The organism is Bifidobacterium rousetti (assembly GCF_008698235.1).
In the GTDB taxonomy this organism is placed as follows: domain Bacteria; phylum Actinomycetota; class Actinomycetes; order Actinomycetales; family Bifidobacteriaceae; genus Bifidobacterium; species Bifidobacterium rousetti.
Map to the genome: position 1 here is coordinate 447,433 of NZ_PEBH01000001.1, position 23,251 is coordinate 470,683.

Below are 23,251 nucleotides of genomic sequence, written 5' to 3' on the forward strand. Positions count from 1 at the left end.
CTCCCCATGCGTTTCGTCCATCTCGAGTCCATTGACGACGAACGCGTCTCGGCCTATGTGAACCTCACCGAGATCCAGCTGCGCAACCGTCTGGAGCCGGCCAAGGGGCTGTTCATCGCCGAATCGCCGAAGGTCATCGACCGCGCGCTGGCCGCCGGCCGCGAGCCGATCTCCCTGCTGGTCGAGGAGCAGTGGATCGAGGGCATGGGCGACGAGTTCTCCTTCATCGACGCGCACTGGGGTCCGGACGTGCCGGTCTACGTGGCCTCCCCCGACCAGCTGAAGCGGCTGACCGGATACCGGCTGCACCGGGGTGCGTTGTGCGCCATGCGCCGCTGGCCGCTGCCGTCCGTCGCCGAGGTGTGCCGCGACGCCACCCGCGTGGCGGTGCTGGAGAACATCGTCGACCACACGAACGTGGGAGCCCTGATGCGTTCGGCCGCCGCGCTCGACGTGGACGCCGTGCTGGTCACCCCCTCCTGCGGCGATCCGCTGTACCGCCGCGCCGCGCGCGTGTCGATGGGCACCGTGTTCCAGATCCCGTGGACGCGCATCGGCGGCGAGGACAGGCGCTACTGGCCGTTCAGGGGCGTCGACGAGCTCAGATCCCTCGGATTCACCACCGTGGCGATGGCCCTCGAGGACGATTCGATCAGCCTCGACGAGCTCACGCGCCGCCTCGACAGCGCGCCGGAGGACCCTGACCACATCGACAGGCTCGCCCTGATCTTCGGCACCGAGGGCGACGGGCTGTCCCGCCACACCATCGCGCGCGCGGACCTGACCGTCAAAATCCCGATGGCGCACGGCGTCGACTCGCTCAACGTGGCCGCCTCCAGCGCCGTCGCCTTCTACGCGACGCGCCCGCATCGGGCGGCGTGACCAGCCCCGGACCGGCCCGCAACGTCGGCGGCAACGACTCGGTCCGACTCGGTCCGGCGCGGTCCGGCGACGTTTCGAACGTGATCCATGTGCGGACAACCTCCCGAAATGTGAGATGCGTCACTGTTGACACACCGTGACGCGCGTCCCACCTTGCTTGCGTGTCACGGTTTTTGTGCAATCATTGTCATTGTGAAGCCGCGGCAAGGATGCTCGGCTACGACCCCCGAGCGGCGTCGAAGGACGCTGGTGTTGTCTGAGAGGAGCAACGTAGACAATGGCCAAGAACAAGCAGAAGATTTTGTCGATCGTGTTGGCGGGCGGCGAGGGAACCCGCCTCATGCCCCTGACCCGCGACCGCGCGAAGCCGGCCGTCCCGTTCGGCGGCGTGTTCCGTCTCATCGACTTCCCGCTGTCCAACCTGGTGAACTCCGACTACCGCCACATCGTCGTGCTCACCCAGTACAAGTCCCACTCGCTGGACCGCCACATCTCCCAGATGTGGCGCTTCTCCTCGCTGCTGGGCAACTACGTCTCCCCCGTCCCGGCGCAGCAGCGCCTCGGCAAGCACTGGTACCTCGGCTCCGCCGACGCCATCTACCAGACCATCAACATCATCGAGGACGTCCAGCCCGACATCGTCGTGATCGTCGGCGCCGACCACGTCTACCGCATGGACTTCGGCCAGATGGTCCAGCAGCACATCGAGTCGGGCGCCGAGTTCACCGTGGCCGGCATCCGCCAGCCGATCGAGCAGTCGAAGCAGTTCGGCGTGATCGACGTGGACCCGGAGCACCCGAACCAGATCAAGAGCTTCCTCGAGAAGCCGGACACCTGCGCCGGCCTGCCGGACGACCCGAACTCCTTCCTCGCATCGATGGGCAACTACGTGGCCAACACCGACGCCCTGTTCGACGCGCTCGCCAAGGACGAGAAGAACGAGAACACGAAGCACGACATGGGCGGCGACATCGCCCCGTACTTCGCCTCGCGCGGCGAGGCCGGCGTGTACGACTTCAACACGAACGAGATCCCCGGCGCCACGCCGACCGACCACGCCTACTGGCGCGACGTCGGTACGATCAAGCAGTTCTACGACGCGCACATGGATCTGATCGCCTATGTGCCCGAGTTCAACCTGTACAACCAGGCGTGGCCGATCTACACGAACTCCGGCACGTTGCCGCCGGCCAAGTTCGTGCACGCGGGCCGCGACCGTCTCGGTCACGCGACCGATTCGATCGTCTCCCCCGGCGTGATCGTCTCCGGCGGCGAGGTGCACCACTCCGTGCTCTCCCCCAACGTGCGCATCCACTCGTGGGCGCAGGTCGTCGACTCCGTGCTGTTCGACGGCGTGATCATCAACCGTCGCGCCCGCGTGTACAAGGCGATCCTCGACAAGAACGTGGTCCTGACGGAGAACTCCACGGTCGGCATCGACACCGAGCACGATCTCGCTCGTGGCTTCACGGTCACCCCGGAGGGCATCACCGTGGTGCCGAAGGGCACGATCGTCGACGACTGATCTCTCGACGCGAATATGAATGAAGGCTCCCCTCTTCGTGAGGGGAGCCTTCATTCATATTCGTCACATTTGTCGTATTCGCGTGCGTTCCGCGGAAGCCCATCGGAACGCCGGCGGATCAGTACGTCGGCATGTTCTCGAAGTTGAAGCCGAGCGCCGCCAGCTGTTCGCGGCCCTCCGGGGTGATCTTGTCCATCGTCCAGCGCGGCTGCCACGTCCAGTCGATGCGGAACTCCTCGACGAGGCCGGCCAGGGTGCTGGCGCATTCGTCCTCGATGAGGTCGGTGAGCGGGCAGGCGGGCGTGGTCAGGGTCATCGTGATGATGGCGCGGCCCTGATCGTCGATCTCGATGCCGTAGACCAGACCCAGATCGATGACGTCGATGCCGAGCTCCGGGTCGATGACCTGATGCAGGGCCTCACGCACGTCCTCGGCGGTGGCGCGGCCGATGTCGTCGACGAACTTCAGCGGGATGTCGCTGTCATCGTGGTCGTGATCGCCGTCATGGCAGCATTCGCTCTGCTTGTGGCGTCCGCACGCGCACATGTCGTCGCCCGCGGCCTCGTCCGCCGATTCGACGGGAGCGGGATGCCCGTTCGGGAACCCCTTGGCCAGGGCTGGGTTGGCCATCACGCGACGGGCGGCCTCCTCATCCTGCAGGACGCCGTTGACCGCGTCGAACACGGTCGGCTGCGGTTCGGGCACCAGATTATCGCTCATAATCACTCCAGATTCCTCGGAAAGATACGTGGTCAACTCTACGCTTGACGCCGGTCAGGCGTTCCCGTTCGTGTTCTTGGCGGCCAGGGCCTTCGCGATGGAGTCCTTGAGGCCCTCCCATGCGAGCAGCGCGCACTTGATGCGCATCGGGTACTTGGACACGCCTTGGAACACGACGCCGTCGCCGAGGCTCTCCTCTGCCGCCTCGTCGCCCAGACCCTTGCCGCGCGACTCCATGAGCTTGTGGAAGGTGTGCTCGAGCTCCATCGCCTTGTCGACGGTCTGCCCGTCGACGAGATCGACCATGACGGACAGGCTGGCCTGCGAGATGGAGCAGCCCTGGCCATCCCACACGACGCGCCTGATGGTGTACGGCTCCTGATCGGAGACCTCGACGTGCACGGTCGCCTCGTCGCCGCAGGTCGGATTGAACTGGTGGGATTCGCCCGGCGTGCAGTATTCATGCGTGGCCCTGACGACGGTGTCGCCGGAGGCGCCCTCCTTCGTCACGTCCACGGCGAAGTGCTCCTTGCCGTGCGGGTTCTTCGCCGCTTCCAGGATGACCTCCTGATACATCTGTTCGAGGTCGTCGCCGCTCATTCCGTAATCGTTCATAATCTCCTCAATATAGCGCCCTCCCCGCGACGGGGAGGGCGTGAATCGCTCAGACGCCGAAGAACTTCCTGATGCCCTTGGCGGCCTCGACGAGCGCCTGCGCGTCCTCGACCGTGTTGTACACGCCGGACGAGGCGCGGTTCGAGGCGTACAGCCCGAAGTGGCGGTGCACAGGCTGCGCGCAATGGTGGCCGACGCGGATGGCGATGCCCTGCGCGTCGATGTACTGGCCGACATCGTGCGGGTGCACGCCCTTGACGTCGAACGCGACGGTGCCGATGCGGTCCACGTTCTCGCGCGGGCCCAGGATGCGGATGCCGTCGATGTCGCCGAGCTTGAGCAGTTCGGCGGCGATGGTGCGCTCGTGCGCCTCGATGTTCTCTAGTCCCACCTTCATCATCCATTCGGCGGCGACGCCCGCGGCCACGACCTGCGCGACCGGCTGGGTGCCCGCCTCGAAGCGCGCCGGTGGCTCCATGTACTGGGCCGGCTGGTCCATCCACGCGAGCTCGACCATCGAACCGCCGAAGCTGGCCGGCGGCAGCGCCTCGAGCAGTTCGCGACGGCCGTAGAGGAAGCCGACGCCGGTGGGGCCGTACATCTTGTGCGCGCTCCATGCGGCGAAGTCCACGTCAAGGGCGTGGAAGTCGACCTTGAGGTGCGGCACGGACTGGCATGCGTCGAGGATGAAGATCGCGCCGACCTCGTGCGCGCGGGCGATGATCGGGGCGATGTCGGTGATCGCGCCGGTGGTGTTGCCCACGTGCGTGACGGCCACGACCTTGGTGCGTTCGGTGATGACCTCGTCGAGGTTGTCGGTGCGCACGCGCCCGTCCTCGGTCAGGTCAAGCCACTTGAACGTGGCGCCGGTGCGGTAGGCGAGCTCCTGGAACGGCAGCAGCACGGAGTGGTGCTCGGCCTTGGAGACGACGATCTCGTCGCCGGGCTGCAGGGCGAAGCGCTTCGCGGCCTGGCCCCCACGGCCGAGCGAGGCGTTGCCGAACGCGGTGGCCAGAAGATTCAGACCCGCGGTCGCGCCCGCGGTGACGACGATCTCCTCCTCGCCCTCGGCCGCGTTCGCGCCGACCAGCTTCGCGATCTTGGCGCGGGCGTCCTCGAACGCCATCGTGCTGCGCGCCGCCAGTTCGTGCGCGCCGCGGTGCACGCCGGCGTTGATCGTGCGGTAGAACTCGCTCTCCGCGTCGATCACGCATTGCGGCTTCTGCGAGGTGGCCGCCGAATCGAGGTACACGAGCGGATGCCCGTGGATCTCCTGGTTGAGGATCGGGAACTCGTCCCGAATGCTTGCGAAGTCTGTCATGTTTCCCCCTAGCTCAGGCGAGCGCCGATTCGGAGTCCGCGCCCTCCGGCAGGTACTCGTCGTAGCCGTGCTCCTCGAGGTAGTCGGCAAGCTCCGGGCCGCCGGTCTTGACGAAGTGGCCGTCGGCGAAGACGTGCACGATGTCCGGCTTGATGTACTTGAGGATGCGCGTGTAGTGCGTGACCATGAGGATGCCGAGGTCGGTGTTCTCCTTGGCGCGGTTGACGCCTTCGGACACGATGCGCAGCGCGTCGACGTCGAGGCCGGAGTCGGTCTCATCCATGATCGCGAACTTCGGCTTGAGCAGCTCCAGCTGGAGCACCTCGGCGCGCTTCTTCTCGCCGCCGGAGAAGCCGTCGTTGACGGAGCGGGACGCGAACTTCGGGTCCATGCGCAGGCGCTTCATCGCCTCGCCGAGCTCCTTGGCCCACGTGCGGATGGCCGGCGCCTTGCCGTCGATCTCGGTCTTCGCGGTGCGCAGGAAGTTGGTCATGGAGACGCCCGGCACCTCGACCGGGTACTGCATGGCGAGGAACAGGCCCTCCTTCGCGCGCAGGTCCGGGGTCTGCTTGAGGATGTCGACGCCGTCGAGCAGCGCCTCGCCGGAGTCGACCTCGTACTTGGGGTGTCCGGCGAGCGTGTAGGCGAGCGTGGACTTGCCGGAGCCGTTGGGGCCCATGATCGCGTGGGTCTCGCCCGAGTGGACGGTGAGGTTCACGCCTTTGAGGATCTGCTTGCGACCCTCCTTGGTCTCCACGGACGCGTACAGGTCCTTGATTTCGAGGGTGTGCTGTCCAGCCATCGTTTACTTGTCCTCCAATACGGCTTGCATGGCGTCGCTTTCTCCTCGTGCGAGACGCCGGTCGATTACGTCCATCAGGTGTTCGGAAATGTAGGGCACGCCGATCTCCTCGACGAGTTCGCCGAAGAAGCCGCGCACGACGAGCTTGCGCGCGTCGGTCTCGCTGATGCCTCGCGATTCGAGGTAGAACAGCTCCTCGTCGTCGAAGCGGCCCACGGAGCTGGCGTGGCCGGCGCCGATGATGTTGCCGTTCTCGATCTCGAGGTTCGGCTCGGAGTCCGCGATGGCGCCCGGGGTGAGCACCAGGTTGCGGTTGAGCTCGTAGGAGTCGGTGCCGGGGGCGGTCGGCTGAATGAGCGCGTTGCCGACCCATGTGGAGTGCGCGTCCTTGCCGTCGAGCGCGCCCTTGTAGACGACGCGGGACTTGCATTCGGGCTCGTTGTGGACCACCATCGTGCGGTGTTCGATGTGCTCGCCCGGATCGACGAAGTAGATGCCGAGCATGTTGAGGTCGCCCTGCTCGCCGCCGAAGTCCTGATCCATGCGGATGCGCACCACGTCGCCGCCGAGCGTGACGACGGAATGGCGCAGGGACGCGCCCTCGCCCACGTGGATGCGCTGGTTGGCGACGTGCTTGGAGCCCTTCGCCCATTCCTGCACGAACGTGGTGGACACGTGCGAGTTCCTGCCGGTGGTGATCTCCACGCCCTCGGCGAGACGCGCGAGACCATGGTGCTCGACGATGACGTCGGCGTGGGTGTTCTCGGCCGCCGCGATGACGAGATGCAGCGCGTCAAGGTCGGCGCCCTGGCCGTTCACGTCGATGAGCACCGGCTGGGCGATCTCGCCGTTGAGCTCGATGATCGTCGCGGTGCGTCCGGAGTTCCATTCGACGACGGAGGCGCGGTCGTTCGGCTTGGACACCGTGCCGGACAGGCCCTCGCCGAGCGGCACCTGGCTGATGCGCACGCGCTCGGGGTCGACGGCGGTGCCGTCGGTGTGGCTCACGGCGATGGTCGTCTCGCCGCTCGGGGCGAACACGTCGAAGAACTCGCCGATGCGCCCGAGCGGGGTGTAGCGCCAGTCCTCCTGCTTGTTCGTCGGCATCGCGAAGTCGGCCACGTCGAAGGAACGGGGCTCCTTGTCGGCGCTGGACGGCATCGCCGCCGGGATCGCGTACGGATCGTTCGGGTCCGCGACCGGGATAGTGATTTCAGTGTTGTTCTGCGCCATGGGAATCAGCCCACCGATCCTTCCATCTGCAGTTCGACCAAACGGTTCAGTTCGAGCGCGTACTCCATCGGCAGCTCGCGGCTGATCGGCTCGACGAAGCCGCGCACGATCATGCCCATGGCCTCCTTCTCCTCGAGGCCGCGGCTCATCAGGTAGAACAGCTGGTCCTCGGAGACCTTGGAGACGGTGGCCTCGTGGGCCATCGTCACGTCGTCCTCACGCACGTCGACATGCGGGTACGTGTCGGAACGGCTGAAGTCGTCGACGAGCAGCGCGTCGCACACGGTGGAGTTCGACGAGCCCTCGGCGCCGTCGACGATCTTGACGAGGCCGCGGTAGGCGGAACGGCCGCCGCCGCGGGAGATCGACTTGGCGACGATCGTGGAGCTGGTGTGCGGGGCGAGGTGGATCATCTTCGCGCCGGTGTCCTGGTACTGGCCCTTGCCGGCGAAGCCGAGCGACATGGTCTCGGCCTTCGCGTACGGCTCGGCGAGGATGCAGGCCGGGTACTTCATCGTGGCCTTGGAGCCGATGTTGCCGTCGACCCATTCCATCGTGCCGCCCTCGCGCACGTAGGCGCGCTGGGTGACGAGGTTGTACACGTTGTTCGACCAGTTCTGCACGGTGGTGTAGCGCACGCGGGCGTGCTTCTCGACGATGATCTCGACGATGGCCGCGTGCAGCGAGTCCTCGGACCAGATCGGAGCGGTGCAGCCCTCCACGTAATGCACGTAGGAGCCCTCGTCGGCGATGATCAGGGTGCGCTCGAACTGGCCCATGGCCGGGGTGTTGATGCGGAAGTAGGCCTGCAGCGGGATGTCCACGTGCACGCCCTTCGGCACGTACACGAACGAGCCGCCGGACCACGCCGCGGTGTTCAGGGCGCCGAACTTGTTGTCCTCTGGGCTGACGACGGTGCCGAAGTACTTCCTGACGAGATCCGGGTATTCGCGCACGGCAGTGTCGGTGTCGACGAAGATCACGCCTTGCTTCCTGAGGTCCTCCTGGATGGAGTTGTAGATGACCTCGGACTCGTACTGCGCGGCGACGCCGGAGACGAGGCGGTTCTTCTCCGCCTCGGGGATGCCCAGACGGTCGTACGTGTTGCGGATGTCGTCGGGCAGCTCGTCCCAGCTCTTGGCCTGCTTGTCGATCGGCTTGACGTAGTACTTGAAGTCGTCGGCGTTGAAACCGGACAGGTCGACGCCCCAGTCGGGCATCGGCTTCTCGAGGAACGCCTTGTACCCGCGCAGACGCATGTCGAGCATCCACTCCGGCTCGTGCTTGTCCGCGGAGATGGCGCGCACGACGTTCTCGTCGATGCCTCGCTTCGCGGCCTCGCCGGCCGCGTCGGAATCATGCCAGCCGTAGGTGTAGTCACCGAATTGCTGGATGATCTCGTCGTCCTTCTTCAGTTTCTCTTCGTCCACACGCGCTCGATCGGCCACATACTGGCTCATCTCCACGTCGGACGCGGCGTTGGGCGCCTGTTGGGTGTCGCTCACCTTGACGCTGCCTCCCATCGTTCGAAAGTTCCTACGCAAACCTAGCAGAAGCCCAACCGGAACTCCATTCCGACGCCGCATGTCGGCTAAGCGCGCAACGTGTGATTCCTCACTTGATGTAGGCGACGGTCGCCGCGGGGTCATAATGGTATCAGGACGAAGGGGCTGTCATGGCGATACCGAGGAACGAATGGCGTGTGGGGCTGGTCGATGACGACGCATTAACGTTGGCGGCGTTGCGCTCGCTGATCGATGCAAAGCTTGGCGCGGACGGCATATCGGTCGCATGGGCTGTCCGTTCCGGAGGCGAGGCGGTCGACATGTGCGTCGACCGGAGATCACGTCCGGATGCGGTACTGGTGGACATGAGCATGGACGAAGTGGATGGCGCGATGACGCTGCGTCGCATCCGACATTTCTCCGATCGGATCGTGCTACTCGCGATGACCTCGCACTCGTTGAACAGGTATCGGGACCAAGCGCGGTTCAGCGGCGCGCAGGCACTGCTCGACAAGGCCGATTTCGCCGGTCTGGCACGATGTCTACGCAATTGCGCCGCCGAAAGACCGTACGTGCAAGACGGATTTCCCATGCCCTTCCACAGTATCACTATCACCGAGAACCCGATCTCGGCAACCAGTCGGGTGACCCGCATCGGGGGACGAACGCCGTGGCATGGTTCCATTGTCGGCAAGGGAGACCGAGGTCATGGATTGGACCATCGAGGGACTGACCGCGAAGGAGGTCGCCGAGAAGATGGCCCTCTCCGAGCCAACGGTGAAGACGCACATCCGCCACGCCATCGACAAACTACAGGTGCGCAACAAGTTTCAGGCCATCCGCGTCTGGTCCGAAATGAGGAGGAACGGATGAGGAACCCCCTCCTCGATATGGCCGATCGTAATTGGAGACGATGGCTCAGGGACGGCACCGTATTCGCGGCGATGGCGCACCCTTATCGTGCGATGATGATCATCGTCGCCTCCATGTGCACGATGGCATCCTTTTTCGCGTATGGCTCGTACTCGACTCCACAGATAACCGCCACGCTCATTCATATAGGTCTTCTGGCATGCATGTATCGGCATCCTGTGCCGTGCAGCTATGCGATCATCATCACGTCGATCACGACCCATGTCATTCCTGATATTGAATTCATAGTACAGCCGTGGAACCTCTGGCTTGCGATGGGGATTCTCGGATACGGGAGGCATCTGCGGATTGCCGCATCGCTGATCGTTGCACAGACCGCCATTATGGCGGTCGGCGTCGGGGAAGGGCTTCAACTGACCTCTTGGAACTTCCCCGGGGTACTGACGTTCAATCTCTCCTGTCTCATCGCCGCGATCATCGGTTATGCGCTAACGGAGCATCAAACGGCCGAGAGGCTGCGACGCGAAGCGCAGGAAAGAGAACAACTTGAGAATGAGCAACGGCATCTACGTCGCGACATGATGCTGGCGAGCCGGATTCACGATTCGACCACCCGCGGACTGGCTCTCATCTCGCTGTTGGCCGAGCAGTGCGCTCAGGAGGATAATGGCGGCGGATCGGCGGAGAAGATCAGGCTCATCGGGTCGACAGCTCGCTCCACATTACGTGACGTCCGAATGGTGATCGACATCCTGAACCGGGAGGAACCGAGTGGCCCATCGGAGGGACATGACATCGCGCATGTCACACAATTCGGACAATCAATGGGGCACATGCTCAGGCATCTTCTCGACGACAACGACGCCCGCATGTCGGCCATCGGGATATACGGTGCAAGCATCGTCGAATCGCCGTCGGAGATCGCGGCATCGGCCATTGCCCCGGAATTGCTTCAGGAGATCACGGATCTCATCGGCCAGATATACACCAATATCATCGTTCATGGCGAGCATGGCGTGGATGCCTATCATGTCCGCATCGAACTCACGGATACAACACTGCACATTCGTGAATCCAACATCATCGGTCACACCGACGACCATCTTCATCTGGGCAGGGGGCTGTCTATGCACGCCAGACGCATCAAGCGTCTGGGCGGCGACATCGTCATGAATTCCGAAGACGGGGTATGGATTTTATATACATTTTTACCTCTGCAACCTCTGCAATATTAAGAATGTAAATAGCAAAGCCACTGTAACCAATGTGGGCATCTGTTCCACATCAGACAATATCCAGTGACTGGCCGATACTCAATAAACATGTATTTACACCCCATGTCTGCATTTCCGATTACAGCCCAAGGACTGGAAATGATTGTAACGATAAGAAATACGGATAAACTTTTCATATAAGCGCCAATCTGACTAGTCGTATAGTATCCGATTACAAATTAATAGATCTTTAGTAAAAATCATCTTTTAGATGACCCGAATCCATCTTTCGATAATATATGACATATACCCAGAGGAAAGGAATGCAATGACGCATCTAAATAAAAAAATAATCGTACTGGTCTACATTGCTATATTTCTTAGTTTCGGTGGAACTAATACAGCTTATGCCGACAATCCCGCTGAAAACCATATCGATATATCACAACCACTCACACCAACAGCGTCAACAGGTATCAATAGCATGAGCCTCCCTACCCAAGAATGGAGTATTCCATCAAAAGGGCGTTACAAGTTTAGCGGTTGGGGCGAAACAAGCTATATGCATACAAATTATCTATTCACGGGAAAAAGTTCTTATTACGTCTGGGCAAATAATACTGGATCCGTAGGAATTACGGTCAGGGCTCGTAAACGCAGCATCCTCCTCGGAGATTCTGATTTGAAAACCGTTTCAATAAGACCTGGAGATTCTTATGGATTTTGGGTTACTGGAAGAGCGACAGGAGATAAAATCTACCTCAGATTCTATAGAACACAGAACGATCGATATTCCTTCGATGGATATATAGAGTAGCAATTCAGCAATATATCAAGCTAATTGAGTGGGTTTCAACAGTATAAACGATGAGCCCACTCTGCCATACTTTTAAAATATGAGCTCTTTCGCCCTGAAAGTAATCGCATGCGTGTTCATGTTCATCGACCACATGGCCCAGTTCCTTCCCGGCATGCCGGCATGGATGCACTGGATCGGACGCCTGTCCGCACCGATCTTTCTCTTCCTCATCGGATGGAGCTGCGTCTACACCAGCAACCGCAAACGGTTCCTGCTGCGACTCTACCTCGCCAGCGTGGGTATGTCCATCATTCAAGCGACGTCCTATATTTTTGCACGACCAGACGCCCAACCTATAGACAACAACATATTCGCGACGCTGTTCCAGACAAGTCTGATCATCTGCCTGCTGTCCGCACCCACGGCGCACGAACGGCTGCACAACATGTCGATCTATGTTGCGGTTCAAGTCGCCCTAAGCACGGGGGTGTACTGCACAGCGTTGTTTCTGGATAATTCATCCTATGACGCATCATCCGCCCTTTATGTCCTGCAGGCGGCGAGCGGTACAGTACTGGGACTCGAAGGAGGTCTGCTTACCGTCGCAACCGGCGTTATCCTATGGGCGACACGCAGCGGCAAGCGATGCATGTCCCTAGCCTATATCAGCATGTCTCTTATCCAGCTGGCGATGACGACTTCGATTCCCGGGCGCATGATAGGAAGAATTGCGGATACCGGGCCCGGTTCGGAACCCGTTTTATCAGTCATTACCTTCACATTGAACGTCATCGGCATACCTGAGCTCACTCTCGGCCAGTCGCCCATTACGGTAAACATCCAGTGGATGATGGTCTTCGCGCTGCCGTTCATGCTGCTGTACAACCACCAGCGTGGTCCACAAGTGAGGTGGTTCTTCTACGTCTTCTACCCGGTGCACATCGTCGTGCTGTACCTCATCGGCATGGCGATGAGCAACCCCATGCCGGGTTGACCCGATAAGTCGACCGTCCGTGCCCAGACGACCGGCATGCCGTCAAGCAGTCAATGACCGGGATGGCACCTTGTCCACCGGGAGCATCCTGCCCGGATACCCCAGCCGGCGTATCGTGCGGCTCGCGCTCCGACCGTGCGCCAGGTAATGACACCACCCCAAGTCACATCAAACTTCAACCATTCATGATAAATTTATATCCAATTCACCCCACGCGCATATGTGCCATATCGTTTTTCGGGACATATTCAATAATTTTATATATATCAAACAGTAAAATAACTGTCTGAGAATATGAGTTCGTCGTATTCTCAGACAGTTTTATATTAGGACTATTTATGAACAGTTTCCAGCTGAAGGTGCTCGCCTGCGTGCTCATGGTCATCGACCATGTGGCCGAGTTTCTGCCCGGCATGCCGATCTGGATGCATTGGGTCGGACGGCTGTCCGCGCCGATCTTCTATTTCCTCATCGGATGGAGCTGCGTCTACACCAGCAACCGCAAACGGTTCCTGCTGCGACTCTACCTCGCCAGCGTCGGCATGTCCGTCATCCAGGCGTTGTCGTCCGTATTCGCGTCCTCATGGCCGGAGCTCCCCATCGATCTGATCGAGAACAACATCTTCGCCACCCTGTTCCAGATGAGTCTGGTCATCTGCCTCCTGTCCGCCCCGACATGGCGGAAGCGACTGCGCAACATCTCGATCTACGCCTTAGTCCAGCTCGCCATCAGCGTTCCGATGTATTTCCTGAGGGGCATCGTCTACGATCTTCCCTATGGGGAAGCCCTCAACTGCATACTGCTCCGCGCAAGCGGCACCGTGCTGGATCTTGAGGGAGGGCTGTTCGCCGTCGCGATCGGCGTCGTGTTATGGGCCACGCATGATCACCGGTTGCGTCTGTCCCTGGCTCTCGTCGGACTGGCCGCGACGGATCTGGTCCTGAGCGCGTCCAGCGTGCTGTATTCGATCACGGTCGCCCTCATGTACCGGTTCCCGGATCCGGCGCGGGCGGTCATAACGATGAAGCAGATATGGGATGCGATGGGGTTCTCGCTGTTCAACGCCGGGCAATCCCCCATCACCGTGAACTACCAGTGGATGAAGGTCTTCGCGTTGCCATTCATGCTGGTGTACAACCATCAGCGCGGGCCGCGCGTCAAGTGGTTCTTCTACATCTTCTATCCGGCGCACATCGTCGTGCTGTACTTGATCGGGACGGCGATAAACATCTTCATGGCGAGTTGACGCCCCTGCCATAGCGACATGAGGCGGATGCCGCGGACCATTGCGGTCACGGCATCCGCCTCATTCATCCGTCAGGTCCTCTGTTCTTCCGTCAAACCTGACCGGTCAGCGGCTCAGCGCTCCTCCTGATGCTGGAGCGCGGCCTTGACGAGGCCGGCGAACAGCGGGTGGGGCTTGGTCGGGCGGGACTTGAACTCCGGGTGGGCCTGCGTGGCCACGTAGAACGGGTGCACGTCCTGCGGCAGCTCGACGAACTCGGTGAGCTCGCCGTCCGGGCTCTGGCCGGAGATGCGCAGGCCACCCTCGCGCAGACGGTCCTTGTACGCGACGTTCACCTCGTAACGGTGACGGTGACGCTCGGTGACGTGCGTGGTGCCGTACAGTTCGGCGACCAGCGAACCCTCCTCGAGCTCGGCCGGGTAGGAGCCGAGACGCATGGTGTGGCCCATGTCGCCGTGACCGGCGACGATGTCCTTCTGCTCCTCCATCGTGGCGATGACCGGGTTGGCGCAATCCGGCTCGAACTCGGTGGAGTTCGCGTCCTCGATGCCGAGCACGTGACGCGCGTATTCGATGACCATCGACTGCAGGCCGAGGCACAGGCCCAGCGCCGGCAGCTTGTTCTCGCGCGCGAACTTCAGCGCGCCGATCTTGCCTTCGATGCCGCGGATGCCGAAGCCGCCGGGGATCACGATGCCGTCGATGTTGTCGAGCGCGGCGGCCGCGCCCTCCTCGGTCTCGCAACGGTCGGCCGCGACCCACTTGACATTGACCTTCGCCCAGTTGGCGAAGCCGCCGGCCTTGATCGCCTCGGTGACGGACAGGTAGGCGTCCGGCAGGTCGATGTACTTGCCGACGATCGCGACGTTCACCTCGTGCTTCGGGTGGTGGACGCGCTCGAGCAGGTCCTCCCACTCGTCCCAGTCGACGTCGTGGAACGGCAGGCCGAGCTCGCGCACGACGTAGGCGTCGAGTCCCTCGTCGAACAGGATCTTCGGCACGTCGTAGATGCTCTGGGCGTCCACGCAGTTGACCACGCCCTCGGCGTCCACGTCGCACATGAGGCTGATCTTGTCCTTGATGGACTGGTTGAGCGTGCGGTCGGAACGCAGCACCAGCGCGTCCGGGGAGATGCCGAGCTGACGCAGCATCATGACGGAATGCTGGGTGGGCTTGGTCTTGAGCTCGTGGGCGGCGGAGATGTACGGCACGAGGGAGACGTGCACGAACATGCAGTTGTCGGAACCAAGGTCACGACGCACCTCGCGGGCCGCCTCGAGGAACGGCTGGGACTCGATGTCGCCGACGGTGCCGCCGATCTCGGTGATGATCACGTCCACGTCGTCGCTCGCCTGGGCGCGCATGCGGGACTTGATCTCGTTGGTGATGTGCGGGATGACCTGCACGCACTGGCCGAGGTACTCGCCGGCGCGCTCCTTGCGCAGCACCTCCTGGTAGATCTGGCCGGTGGTGACGTTCGCCTTCTGGCTCAGGAACACATCGAGGAAGCGCTCGTAGTGGCCGATGTCGAGATCAGTCTCGGCGCCGTCCTCCGTGACGTACACCTCGCCATGCTGGAAGGGGTTCATCGTGCCCGGATCCACGTTGATGTACGGATCAAGCTTCTGCTGCAGCACATGCAGGCCGCGGGAACGCAGCAGACGACCGAGGGAGGATGCGGTCAGACCCTTGCCGAGGGAGGAAACCACGCCACCGGTGACGAAAATATGCTTGGTGACATGCTCTTGGGAATTGCCATGTGTTCTTCTAACCATGGAATTTCATACTATCATCCGACGGTGACGCGGCGTGTTCGCATGCGATGCGGCAGACAGACGCGAAATCGCGGCGAATCTCACGGGATTCACCGGACCGCGTCGAATCGCGTCGAATCGCACCGGACCACGCCGAATCACATACCGAATGCGGGAACAGGCCGCCCGTACAAATCGCCCGTAGAAAAGCAATCCTGCAACACGACATCCTGCAACACGACATCCGTGCAAACCGCGCAAACCACATGCCGGGGGCTTCATCCACATCCCCGAGTCCGACTTGCCTGCGGCATCCCCCGCCCCATAGTGTCCGATCACATGAAAAAGCACAAAGGAGTCACCGCACTGCTGCGGACCGCCGAACACGAACACCGCTGCGCCATCGGCGAGGACAGGGCGATGTATCACGCACTGCGACGCAGGGCGAAGGCACTCGAACTAATCAGCCCATATCCGAACCTCTACGCGGATGTCGAGTATTGGCGGAACCTGAACGCCGAGGAGCAATCACTGCACGTCATCCGAGCACTGGCCAGAATGCACCCGAAATGGGTGTTCGCCGGTCTGAGCGCCGCATGCATCTACGGCTACCAGCACGCCCATTCACTGCACGACGGCTCCGTATACGTCGCCGGCACCGGCGGGGCCTCCGACAGGGACTTCAAGAGACTCAAACGGGTGTACATGAACCGGATTCCTCTCTGGCGTTCCGGAGACATCCTGATGACATCCCGTTGCAAGCTAGTTTGTTTTGGCTTGCAGGACACTCTTGCGGGTGTCCGCTCCAAGGCTCATGCCATTTTCATGGCTGCTTGGTTCGCACTTCACCGCGGTTCGCCCGGCGTCCCGCGGGATGCCGGGTCTTACATCCGCTCCATGCGCGTTTAGGGTCTCCGGGGCACTCCCGGCGACCTTGATGTTGATCGCAGCGTTCAGGTCGCGATCGATTTCCAGCCCGCATCCGTCGCAATGGTAGACGCGCTCGGACAGGGAGAGCTTGGCTTTCACCCTCCCGCAGTTCGAGCAGCGTTTGCTTGACGGATACCAGCGGTCGATGACATGCAGCCGCGCGCCGGTGCGTGCGGTCTTGTACTCCAATCGGCGGCGTAGTTCCGCGAAAGACGCGTCCTCTATCGCTTTGGCGAGCCGATGGTTTCCGACCATGCCGCTCACGTTCAGGCCCTCGATGCAGATGTCCGAATACGTGTCTGTGAGCCATGTGGTGAGCTTATCCAGCAGGTCGCGCCGTTGATCGGCGACGTGCGCGTGCAGACGCGCCACGCGTTCGCGCGCCCTGCGGCGGCGGTTCGAGCCTTTCGTCTTTCGGGACAACGCCTTCTGCGCGTGTTTCAACCGGCGTTCGCTCATCCCCAATGCATGCGGGTTGGCGATCATGGTGCCATCCGACAATACTGCCAGCGTCCTGACTCCCAGATCGACGCCGACCGTGCCGCCTTTCGGAGGAATCAATGGCGCATCGTCGGCCCGCTCTACGGTCAGCGCGGCGTACCAGTGTCCCGCCCGGCGGCTGACGGTCATGCGCAGCACCCTCGCGCCGCCAACCCGCTTCTCCACGTTCTCCATGCAGTGCACGCGCCCTATCCGGGGAAGTCTCAACGCTTTTGGATCGTCGGGGACGAGCCCGTACGAGCCGGTCGTGTACGCGAACCGGGGTGTCGTCCGATCCTTCGACCTGAACCTGGGGAAGCCAACGCGCCGTCCCCTGCGGCTTTTCGACCAGTTCGACAAGGCGTTCGACAGGGCCTCGAGCCCGCTGTTGTAGGATTCCTTGCTGTTCTCCGGCCACCACGGCACGCCGCTCCCGTCCACGGCCAGCGTGTTCTTGTTGGCGTTCCACCAGCGTCGCAGCGCGTACAGCGACCACCCCGGCTTCTCCTCGGCCTCCAGCGCCTGTTTGACGTGGGCGAGACCCGCGTTGAACGCGAACCGCGCCGCGCCCGCATGTGCGGACAATAGACGCTCCTGCGTGGGGGTCGGATCCAACGCGACCTTGACCGCCTCAAGCATCACGCGCCGCCCTCAACGCGGCCTCCGCCTTGTTCCTGGCGGCACGCCTGCCGTACAGGCGCGCGCAGAACGAGTTCAGCACCTCGGTCATGTCACACGCCAGATCATCATCCAGCTCCGTGTCGTCCACGACGACCAGCCGTCGCCCCGCCGCCTTCAACGCGCTTTCGACCAGCCCCGCGTTCATGCGCGCCAGCCGGTCGCGCCGCTCCACGATGATGGTGCCCACCGTGGGGTCGGCGAGGATGCGGTTCAGCCTGCGCCGCCTGTCGTTCATGCCCGAACCGGTCTCCGTGACCACCTCCGGGGATTCAACGCCCATATTGATGGCGAACGCCTTCAACCGGTCCGCCTGACGGGTCAGATCCGTCTTCTGGTCGGCGGAGGAGACCCGCGCATAGCAGACCGTGCGCGAACCCACGGCGGGAACAGCGGGCTTCTCATACTTCGGGTCATGGATGAGCCACACGCTACCCGAACGCTCGAACGGGACCGGCATGCGGTTCTCACGACACCACTTCCACACCGTCTGCTCGTTCAACCCCTCACGAGCCGCCCATTCCTTGACACGCATGAATAAATTATAACATGTCAAAACAAGGAAAAACAAGTCAACACAGCATCAAGCGACAGCCCAACCGGGCCAGTCTTCAGGCGAAGCTGAACTATGAACGGATCCGCGAACGGCATCTGAAAGAGCAGAACGTCACCGTCGTGCTTCATCTGTTCTACGAGGACGTGATGTCATCCGAGCGATTGTGCGCCAAGCTCATCGCCGGCGGAGTGCCACGGATACACCCGCCCCGTAAAACGATCTAAGCATCGATCCCAACCATCCGGCGCGCGGATCAGCCGCTTCGCATTCGTTCGAGCGATTCCCGGACGCTCGACTCAGCGCCCCTTCTATGTTCCTCTCCCCCACTCAGCGCAACAATTTTCGGAGACCAGGAGGAATTTCGGGAGATTGTTGCACTGAGAACCATGCACTGAGAACCGGGCAGCGCAACAAATTCGGGAGATCAAGGGTTATTTCGCGAAATTGTTGCGCCGAGTCCTATGGGATCGGATGGACCCTATGGGATCGGATGGACCGGACACCGCCGAACGGCTCCTCTGGATCCCCGGGATGGGAACCCTATCGGATCGGATGTTTTATGGCCTTTTTCAGGCGCGAAAACGTCCGATCCGGTGGGATCCGTCGCGGTTCTCCGTTCAGGCGTTGACGAGGTGGGCGATGGCGTCGAGGGCGAGCTTGTAGCCGTAGAAGCCCATGCCGGTGATAGTGCCGGTGGCGACCGGGGAGATGACCGAGCGCTTGCGGAACTCGTCGCGGGCGGACGGGTTGGAGATGTGGACCTCCATGAGCGGCAGGCCGGCGTCACCGACCATGTGGGCGGCGTCGGCCAGCGCGTACGAGTAGTGGGTGAACGCGGCCGGGTTCATGACGACCGGGGTCTTCTCGTCGGCGGCCCGGTGCATCCAGTGGACCATCTCCGATTCGTCGTCGGTCTGACGCACCTCGACCTCGAGTCCCAGCGCGGCGCCCCATTCGGCGCACAGGCGGCGCAGCTCCTCCAGATCCTGACGGCCGTACACATCGGGCTGGCGCACGCCGAGGCGGCCGAGGTTCGGCCCGTTGACGACGATGACCTTCGTGGACATATGACTGATCTCCTTATTCAACGACGGAATTCAACGACGGATGATGACGATTTATGACTGATGATGCGGGTGATGATGTGACAAACCGTTCGGTGACGCCAAATGACGCCAAAAGACACCAAGTGACGCCAAGTGACATCCAACGACGCCGCCGACGGATCATCGGCACATCACTGACGAATGCGGCGGAACGCCTCCTCGACGGCGTCGGCCGGCGGGTTCTCGAGGTGGACGACATGTCCGGGGCCGCCCTCGAGCACGACGAAGCGCAGCATGTTGCCGCGCGCCTTCTTGTCCTTGTGCATCAGGGCGAGCACGTCCTCGAACGAACCGCCGTTCCACGAGGTCGGCAGTCCCAGCGACGAGAGCAGCGAACGGTGGTAGTCGACGAGGTCCTGATCGATGTAGCCCAGGATGTGCGCCAGTTCGGCGGCGTACACGGTGCCGACGGCGACCGCGTTGCCGTGACGCCAGCGGAAATGCTCGAGCTTCTCGATCGCGTGGGCGAGCGTGTGCCCGTAGTTGAGGAACTCGCGCTTGCCCTTCTCCTTCAGGTCGGCGGAGACGTGATGGACCTTGACCGTCACCGTGCGCTCGATGAGTTCGGAGACCACGTCCTCGAGACCGGAGCCGAGGAACGTGGCGCCGTCAAACTCACGCAGCTCGGACGCATGTTCCTCGAGGATGCGCAGGATCTCCGTGTCCTCGATGAAGCCGGACTTCGCGACCTCGCCGAGGCCTTCGATGAAGATGTCGTTCGGCAGCGAGGCCAGCGTCTTCGTGTCGGCGAACACGCCCGCGGGCGTGTAGAACGAGCCGACGAGGTTCTTGCCGGCCGTGGTGTTGATGCCGGTCTTGCCGCCGGTGGACGCGTCGACCATCGCCAGCAGCGAGGTCGGGCAGTTGGCGTAGCGGATGCCGCGCATCCATGTGGCGGCGATGAAGCCGGCCAGATCGGTGGCCGCTCCCCCGCCCACGCCGACGATCGCGTCGGAGCGGGTGAAGCCCTCGTCGCCGAGACGCTCCCACACGCCGTTGGCGACCTCGACGGTCTTGCCCGCCTCGGCGTCCGGCACGACGATGTCGGAGACCTGATAGCCGGCCTGACGCAGCAGCGCGCGGACGCGGTCGGAGTGACGCTGCACCGGCTGGGTGTGGATCAGCGCCACCCTGACGACTTTGTCGCCGAACACCTCGGCGATGTGGTTCATCGTGCCCTCGCCGATCACCACATCGTAGGGTTCGATGGCGGTGCCGGTCACATGCACGCTTCGTTCTGAGATCATGTCCATCACCTTTCTCGCGGCGACCTGCGGCGTCTGCCGGCGCGTGTGCACAATCACGTTCGCGACTTCGCGGAACACCGGATCGCGTTGTTTGTAGAGTTTCTTCCATCGAGCGTTGGCGTCGCCGGCGAGCATCGGGCGTCCGCCGCCGCGGTTGGCGCGTTCCATCGCATCCTCGGGGTCGGCGTCGAGGTAGACGACGCGTCCGCCGGCGTCGATGTAGTCGGCCAGCGCGTCCTGCGTCGACGGGGTCATCGGGGCTCCGCCGCCGAGGGAGAAGATGCCGTCGAAGCTTTCGAGGAAGTCGGCGATGAGATCCGCCTCGACCTTGCGGAAGGCGGGTTCCCCGTACTGTTCGAAGTACGCAGGGATCTTCATGCCGACCTCGCGCTCGATCTCCACGTCGGCGTCGGCGAACGGGATGCGCATCATGTGCGCGACCTCCTTGCCGACGCGGGTCTTGCCGGCGCCCATCATGCCGATGATGACCGCGCGCGGACGCCTCATGCCGACGTTCCCCGTACCGGAGCCTTGCTCGGACGTACGGACGCGGGTGCGGGCTCCGGTGCGTGCGGAATCGCCGGCGACCATGTCCTGCGACCTGGCCGTGCGATGACGCCTGATGCGCGCATTGCGGGAGACGCCGGCGCCGGACGAGCGAGACGCGGCGCGAGAGACGCGCGAGACGCGGTTGCGCCGTCCGTGACCGCCGCCATGTCCGACGTTGTGGACGCCGTCCCGACTGTCGTTGTGGACGCCGTCCCGACGATCGCCGCCGCGTTCGATCCCGTTGTGACCGGTGCGACCATTGTGACTGCTATGACTGCTGTGACCGTTATGACCGTCGCGACCACGATCGTCGCGATCGTCACGGCTGTTACGGCTGCTGTGGATCATGTGACTCAACGCATGTGCTCCGGCCACGAGGCGAGGTAGTTCTCGCAGTTGCGGCGGGTCTCGGCGAGCGAGTCGCCGCCGAACTTCTCGAGCGCGTACTTGGCGAGGGTGAGCCTGACCATCGCCTCGGCCACGACGGAGGCGGCCGGCACGGCGGTGGAGTCGGAACGCTGGTTGATGGCCTGCGCGGCCTCGCCGTTGGCGACGTCGACGGTCCTCAGGGCGCGCGGGATGGACGGGATCGGCTTCATCGCGGCGCGCACGCGGATCGGCTGGCCGTTGGACATGCCGCCCTCGATGCCGCCGGCGCGGTTGGTGAGCCTGGTGATGTGGCCGTCCTCACCCGGCACCATCTCGTCGTGCGCGGCGGAGCCGGGGCGCACGGCCTCGAGGAAGCCGTCGCCGATCTCGACGCCCTTGATGGCCTGGATGCCCATGACCGCGGAGGCGAGGGCCGCGTCGAGGCGGCGGTCGGACTCCACGTAGGTGCCGATGCCCGCGGGCACGCCGTAGGCGATGACCTCGATGACGCCGCCGACGGTGTCGGCGTTGGCCTTGATCTCGTCGATGCGCTTGATCATGCGCTCCTCGGCGGCCTTGTCGAGCGTGCGCACCGGGGATGCGTCGAGCGCCTCGACGTCGTCGGGGGTGGGCAGCGGCGCGTGGTCGGCGTCCTCGACGCCGGCGCCGCCGATGGAGATGACGTGGGCGACGGTGCGGATGCCGAACGCCTGCTCAAGGAACTTCGCGGCCACGGCGCCCAGGGCGACGCGGGACGCGGTCTCACGGGCGCTGGAGCGCTCGAGCACCGGACGCGCGTCGTCGAAACCGTACTTGCGCATGCCGGTCAGATCGGCGTGGCCGGGGCGCGGGCGGCTCAGCGGGGCGTTGCGTCCCTCGCGCGGGATGTCGTGGTCGAGCGGGTCGGCGCTCATGACCTCGGTCCACTTCGGCCACTCGGTGTTGGCGATCTCGATGGCGATCGGGCCGCCCAGCGTGGAGCCGTGGCGCACGCCGGTCAGGAGACGCACCTTGTCCTGCTCGAACTTCATGCGGGCGCCACGGCCGTAGCCGAGACGCCTGCGGGCCAGCGCGTCCACCACATCGCCGCTGGTGACTGACACCCCGGCGGGCAGTCCCTCGATCATGGCGACGAGCGCCTCGCCGTGCGATTCACCGGCGGTCTGCCAACGCAACATACCTGTTCCTCTCCTCGTGTTCCGGGACCCCTGTGCGGGTCCCTCGATGGTCCTTCGGCAACGGGCCCCATGGCATCGACGGGCGGGGAACGCCCCAACACACCTCAGACAACACGGTTTACGCCGTGAGCGTGATGGAACGCGCGCGTCCGCCGGCTCCGGGACCGCTCTGCGTGTTCACTAGGGGTTAATGTTAAAACATGCCGTACCTGTATTGTCTGCCGAGTCTCATTTGCGCCATCGCCCTCAGCGTCGAGGACATACGGCACCGTTGTGTGCCGCGAGCGTGGGTGGGCGTGTTCTTCCTGCTGCAGCTCGTGGCGGATCTCGTCTGGGCGGGGACCGCGAACCAGTTCTTCATCGTGCTGCAGGCGCTGCTGTTCGCCGTGCTGTGCGCGTTCGTCCAGCTGCTGCTCGCGCTGGCCAAGCCGGGCGCGCTGGGGTTCGGCGACGTGACCGCGATGCTGCCTCTCGGGCTCGCGGTGGGCATGTACGGGCTCGACGGCGTCGTCGTGTGGTGGGTGGCGATGAGCGTGTTGGGCCTCGCGCTCATCGCGCTGTGGTCGCGCTTCGACCCGCAAAGGAACACCCCGTACCGCGGCAAGACCCCGTTCATCCCGGCGATCGCCGCGGGAGCGGCGGTCGCCGTGTTCTCGACGATGTTGTGACGGCC

At 63.1% G+C, this 23,251-nt stretch carries 20 protein-coding genes; 8 read left to right on the forward strand and 12 right to left on the reverse strand.

Annotated elements, in window-relative coordinates; all coding sequences use genetic code 11:
- Positions 1–6 precede the first annotated feature (6 nt).
- Both CSQ85_RS02170 and glgC read left to right on the forward strand, forming a co-directional pair.
- Positions 7–882 (forward strand): TrmH family RNA methyltransferase, encoded by an 876-nt coding sequence (locus tag CSQ85_RS02170; protein WP_150382645.1) that lies wholly within the window; start codon positions 7–9, stop codon positions 880–882.
- A 277-nt stretch (positions 883–1,159) separates the two neighbouring features.
- A complete protein-coding gene (gene glgC, locus CSQ85_RS02175) occupies positions 1,160–2,407 on the forward strand; it encodes a glucose-1-phosphate adenylyltransferase (protein ID WP_150382646.1) in 1,248 nt (415 codons plus the stop codon).
- A gap of 118 nt (positions 2,408–2,525) precedes the next feature.
- On the opposite strand, the gene CSQ85_RS02180 is transcribed toward glgC, so the two are convergent.
- From CSQ85_RS02180 to sufB, 6 genes are read right to left on the reverse strand one after another with little or no spacing between them, the layout of a single operon-like run.
- Positions 2,526–3,128 carry a metal-sulfur cluster assembly factor gene (locus CSQ85_RS02180; RefSeq protein ID WP_150382647.1) on the reverse strand — a complete coding sequence of 201 codons (603 nt, stop codon included), beginning with the start codon at positions 3,126–3,128 and terminating at the stop codon, positions 2,526–2,528.
- Between the two features lie 54 nt (positions 3,129–3,182).
- Positions 3,183–3,743, reverse strand: coding sequence for a Fe-S cluster assembly sulfur transfer protein SufU (gene sufU / locus CSQ85_RS02185; protein ID WP_150382648.1), 561 nt, complete (start codon positions 3,741–3,743; stop codon positions 3,183–3,185).
- Between the two features lie 49 nt (positions 3,744–3,792).
- A complete protein-coding gene (locus CSQ85_RS02190; protein ID WP_150382649.1) occupies positions 3,793–5,064 on the reverse strand; it encodes a cysteine desulfurase in 1,272 nt (423 codons plus the stop codon).
- A gap of 13 nt (positions 5,065–5,077) precedes the next feature.
- Complete coding sequence (gene sufC, locus CSQ85_RS02195) at positions 5,078–5,866, reverse strand: Fe-S cluster assembly ATPase SufC (protein ID WP_107040617.1); 789 nt, start codon at positions 5,864–5,866, stop codon at positions 5,078–5,080.
- A gap of 3 nt (positions 5,867–5,869) precedes the next feature.
- The gene (sufD, locus tag CSQ85_RS02200) at positions 5,870–7,099 is read right to left on the reverse strand and encodes a Fe-S cluster assembly protein SufD (protein WP_150382650.1); all 1,230 of its coding nucleotides are present in this window, start codon (positions 7,097–7,099) and stop codon (positions 5,870–5,872) included.
- 5 nt (positions 7,100–7,104) lie between these two features.
- Positions 7,105–8,622: a Fe-S cluster assembly protein SufB gene (sufB, locus tag CSQ85_RS02205; RefSeq protein WP_317909170.1), complete on the reverse strand. Its 1,518-nt coding sequence runs from the start codon at positions 8,620–8,622 to the stop codon at positions 7,105–7,107.
- A 152-nt stretch (positions 8,623–8,774) separates the two neighbouring features.
- Here sufB and CSQ85_RS13680 point away from each other — a divergent pair, with 152 nt between their 5' ends.
- The 4 genes from CSQ85_RS13680 (at position 8,775) to CSQ85_RS02225 (ending at position 13,731) form a co-directional block, all read left to right on the forward strand.
- Positions 8,775–10,712 (forward strand): response regulator, encoded by a 1,938-nt coding sequence (locus CSQ85_RS13680; protein WP_150382651.1) that lies wholly within the window; start codon positions 8,775–8,777, stop codon positions 10,710–10,712.
- Between the two features lie 250 nt (positions 10,713–10,962).
- Entirely contained in the window at positions 10,963–11,508 is a 546-nt protein-coding gene (locus CSQ85_RS02215; RefSeq protein ID WP_150382652.1) for a hypothetical protein, read from the forward strand.
- A gap of 79 nt (positions 11,509–11,587) precedes the next feature.
- On the forward strand, positions 11,588–12,484 hold the full coding sequence (locus CSQ85_RS02220) for a TraX family protein (RefSeq protein WP_150382653.1): 897 nt from the start codon (positions 11,588–11,590) through the stop codon (positions 12,482–12,484).
- 338 nt (positions 12,485–12,822) lie between these two features.
- Positions 12,823–13,731: a TraX family protein gene (locus CSQ85_RS02225; RefSeq protein ID WP_150382654.1), complete on the forward strand. Its 909-nt coding sequence runs from the start codon at positions 12,823–12,825 to the stop codon at positions 13,729–13,731.
- Between the two features lie 113 nt (positions 13,732–13,844).
- On the opposite strand, the gene CSQ85_RS02230 is transcribed toward CSQ85_RS02225, so the two are convergent.
- The 3 genes from CSQ85_RS02230 to CSQ85_RS02240 all read right to left on the reverse strand — a co-directional run bounded on the left by CSQ85_RS02230 (position 13,845) and on the right by CSQ85_RS02240 (position 18,108).
- Positions 13,845–15,506 (reverse strand): CTP synthase, encoded by a 1,662-nt coding sequence (locus CSQ85_RS02230; RefSeq protein WP_107040622.1) that lies wholly within the window; start codon positions 15,504–15,506, stop codon positions 13,845–13,847.
- 741 nt (positions 15,507–16,247) lie between these two features.
- The gene (gene tnpB / locus CSQ85_RS02235; protein ID WP_150382655.1) at positions 16,248–17,534 is read right to left on the reverse strand and encodes an IS607 family element RNA-guided endonuclease TnpB; all 1,287 of its coding nucleotides are present in this window, start codon (positions 17,532–17,534) and stop codon (positions 16,248–16,250) included.
- Positions 17,527–18,108: an IS607 family transposase gene (locus CSQ85_RS02240; RefSeq protein ID WP_150382656.1), complete on the reverse strand. Its 582-nt coding sequence runs from the start codon at positions 18,106–18,108 to the stop codon at positions 17,527–17,529. The genes tnpB and CSQ85_RS02240 overlap by 8 nt, the downstream gene beginning before the upstream one ends.
- A gap of 14 nt (positions 18,109–18,122) precedes the next feature.
- Between CSQ85_RS02240 and CSQ85_RS02245 the strand changes: the two genes are divergently transcribed.
- Entirely contained in the window at positions 18,123–18,353 is a 231-nt protein-coding gene (locus CSQ85_RS02245) for a hypothetical protein (protein ID WP_150382657.1), read from the forward strand.
- A gap of 393 nt (positions 18,354–18,746) precedes the next feature.
- Here CSQ85_RS02245 and aroQ read toward each other — a convergent pair whose 3' ends face one another.
- From aroQ to aroC, 3 genes are all read right to left on the reverse strand, one after another.
- Positions 18,747–19,196 carry a type II 3-dehydroquinate dehydratase gene (gene aroQ / locus CSQ85_RS02250; RefSeq protein WP_107040624.1) on the reverse strand — a complete coding sequence of 150 codons (450 nt, stop codon included), beginning with the start codon at positions 19,194–19,196 and terminating at the stop codon, positions 18,747–18,749.
- Positions 19,197–19,366: 170 nt separating this feature from the next.
- Positions 19,367–20,989, reverse strand: coding sequence for a bifunctional shikimate kinase/3-dehydroquinate synthase (locus tag CSQ85_RS02255; protein ID WP_150382742.1), 1,623 nt, complete (start codon positions 20,987–20,989; stop codon positions 19,367–19,369).
- 395 nt (positions 20,990–21,384) lie between these two features.
- Positions 21,385–22,578 carry a chorismate synthase gene (gene aroC, locus CSQ85_RS02260; protein ID WP_150382658.1) on the reverse strand — a complete coding sequence of 398 codons (1,194 nt, stop codon included), beginning with the start codon at positions 22,576–22,578 and terminating at the stop codon, positions 21,385–21,387.
- A gap of 200 nt (positions 22,579–22,778) precedes the next feature.
- Between aroC and CSQ85_RS02265 the strand changes: the two genes are divergently transcribed.
- Positions 22,779–23,246: a prepilin peptidase gene (locus tag CSQ85_RS02265; RefSeq protein WP_150382659.1), complete on the forward strand. Its 468-nt coding sequence runs from the start codon at positions 22,779–22,781 to the stop codon at positions 23,244–23,246.
- The last annotated feature ends 5 nt before the right edge of the window (positions 23,247–23,251 follow it).

Excerpts from the sequence above, each read along its gene's own strand:
- CSQ85_RS02215 (WP_150382652.1), top strand. The coding sequence starts at position 10,963 with ATGACCCGAATCCATCTTTCGATAATATATGACATATACCCAGAGGAA.
- CSQ85_RS02225 (WP_150382654.1), top strand. The coding sequence starts at position 12,823 with ATGAACAGTTTCCAGCTGAAGGTGCTCGCCTGCGTGCTCATGGTCATC.
- sufU (WP_150382648.1), bottom strand. The coding sequence starts at position 3,743 with ATGAACGATTACGGAATGAGCGGCGACGACCTCGAACAGATGTATCAG.
- aroC (WP_150382658.1), bottom strand. The coding sequence starts at position 22,578 with ATGTTGCGTTGGCAGACCGCCGGTGAATCGCACGGCGAGGCGCTCGTC.
- tnpB (WP_150382655.1), bottom strand. The coding sequence starts at position 17,534 with ATGCTTGAGGCGGTCAAGGTCGCGTTGGATCCGACCCCCACGCAGGAG.
- CSQ85_RS02245 (WP_150382657.1), top strand. The coding sequence starts at position 18,123 with ATGTCAAAACAAGGAAAAACAAGTCAACACAGCATCAAGCGACAGCCC.
- aroQ (WP_107040624.1), bottom strand. The coding sequence starts at position 19,196 with ATGTCCACGAAGGTCATCGTCGTCAACGGGCCGAACCTCGGCCGCCTC.
- CSQ85_RS02255 (WP_150382742.1), bottom strand. The coding sequence starts at position 20,989 with ATGAGGCGTCCGCGCGCGGTCATCATCGGCATGATGGGCGCCGGCAAG.
- sufD (WP_150382650.1), bottom strand. The coding sequence starts at position 7,099 with ATGGCGCAGAACAACACTGAAATCACTATCCCGGTCGCGGACCCGAAC.
- sufC (WP_107040617.1), bottom strand. The coding sequence starts at position 5,866 with ATGGCTGGACAGCACACCCTCGAAATCAAGGACCTGTACGCGTCCGTG.
- CSQ85_RS13680 (WP_150382651.1), top strand. The coding sequence starts at position 8,775 with ATGGCGATACCGAGGAACGAATGGCGTGTGGGGCTGGTCGATGACGAC.
- CSQ85_RS02180 (WP_150382647.1), bottom strand. The coding sequence starts at position 3,128 with ATGAGCGATAATCTGGTGCCCGAACCGCAGCCGACCGTGTTCGACGCG.
- CSQ85_RS02230 (WP_107040622.1), bottom strand. The coding sequence starts at position 15,506 with ATGGTTAGAAGAACACATGGCAATTCCCAAGAGCATGTCACCAAGCAT.
- CSQ85_RS02265 (WP_150382659.1), top strand. The coding sequence starts at position 22,779 with ATGCCGTACCTGTATTGTCTGCCGAGTCTCATTTGCGCCATCGCCCTC.
- CSQ85_RS02190 (WP_150382649.1), bottom strand. The coding sequence starts at position 5,064 with ATGACAGACTTCGCAAGCATTCGGGACGAGTTCCCGATCCTCAACCAG.
- CSQ85_RS02170 (WP_150382645.1), top strand. The coding sequence starts at position 7 with ATGCGTTTCGTCCATCTCGAGTCCATTGACGACGAACGCGTCTCGGCC.
- CSQ85_RS02220 (WP_150382653.1), top strand. The coding sequence starts at position 11,588 with ATGAGCTCTTTCGCCCTGAAAGTAATCGCATGCGTGTTCATGTTCATC.
- CSQ85_RS02240 (WP_150382656.1), bottom strand. The coding sequence starts at position 18,108 with ATGCGTGTCAAGGAATGGGCGGCTCGTGAGGGGTTGAACGAGCAGACG.
- glgC (WP_150382646.1), top strand. The coding sequence starts at position 1,160 with ATGGCCAAGAACAAGCAGAAGATTTTGTCGATCGTGTTGGCGGGCGGC.
- sufB (WP_317909170.1), bottom strand. The coding sequence starts at position 8,622 with ATGGGAGGCAGCGTCAAGGTGAGCGACACCCAACAGGCGCCCAACGCC.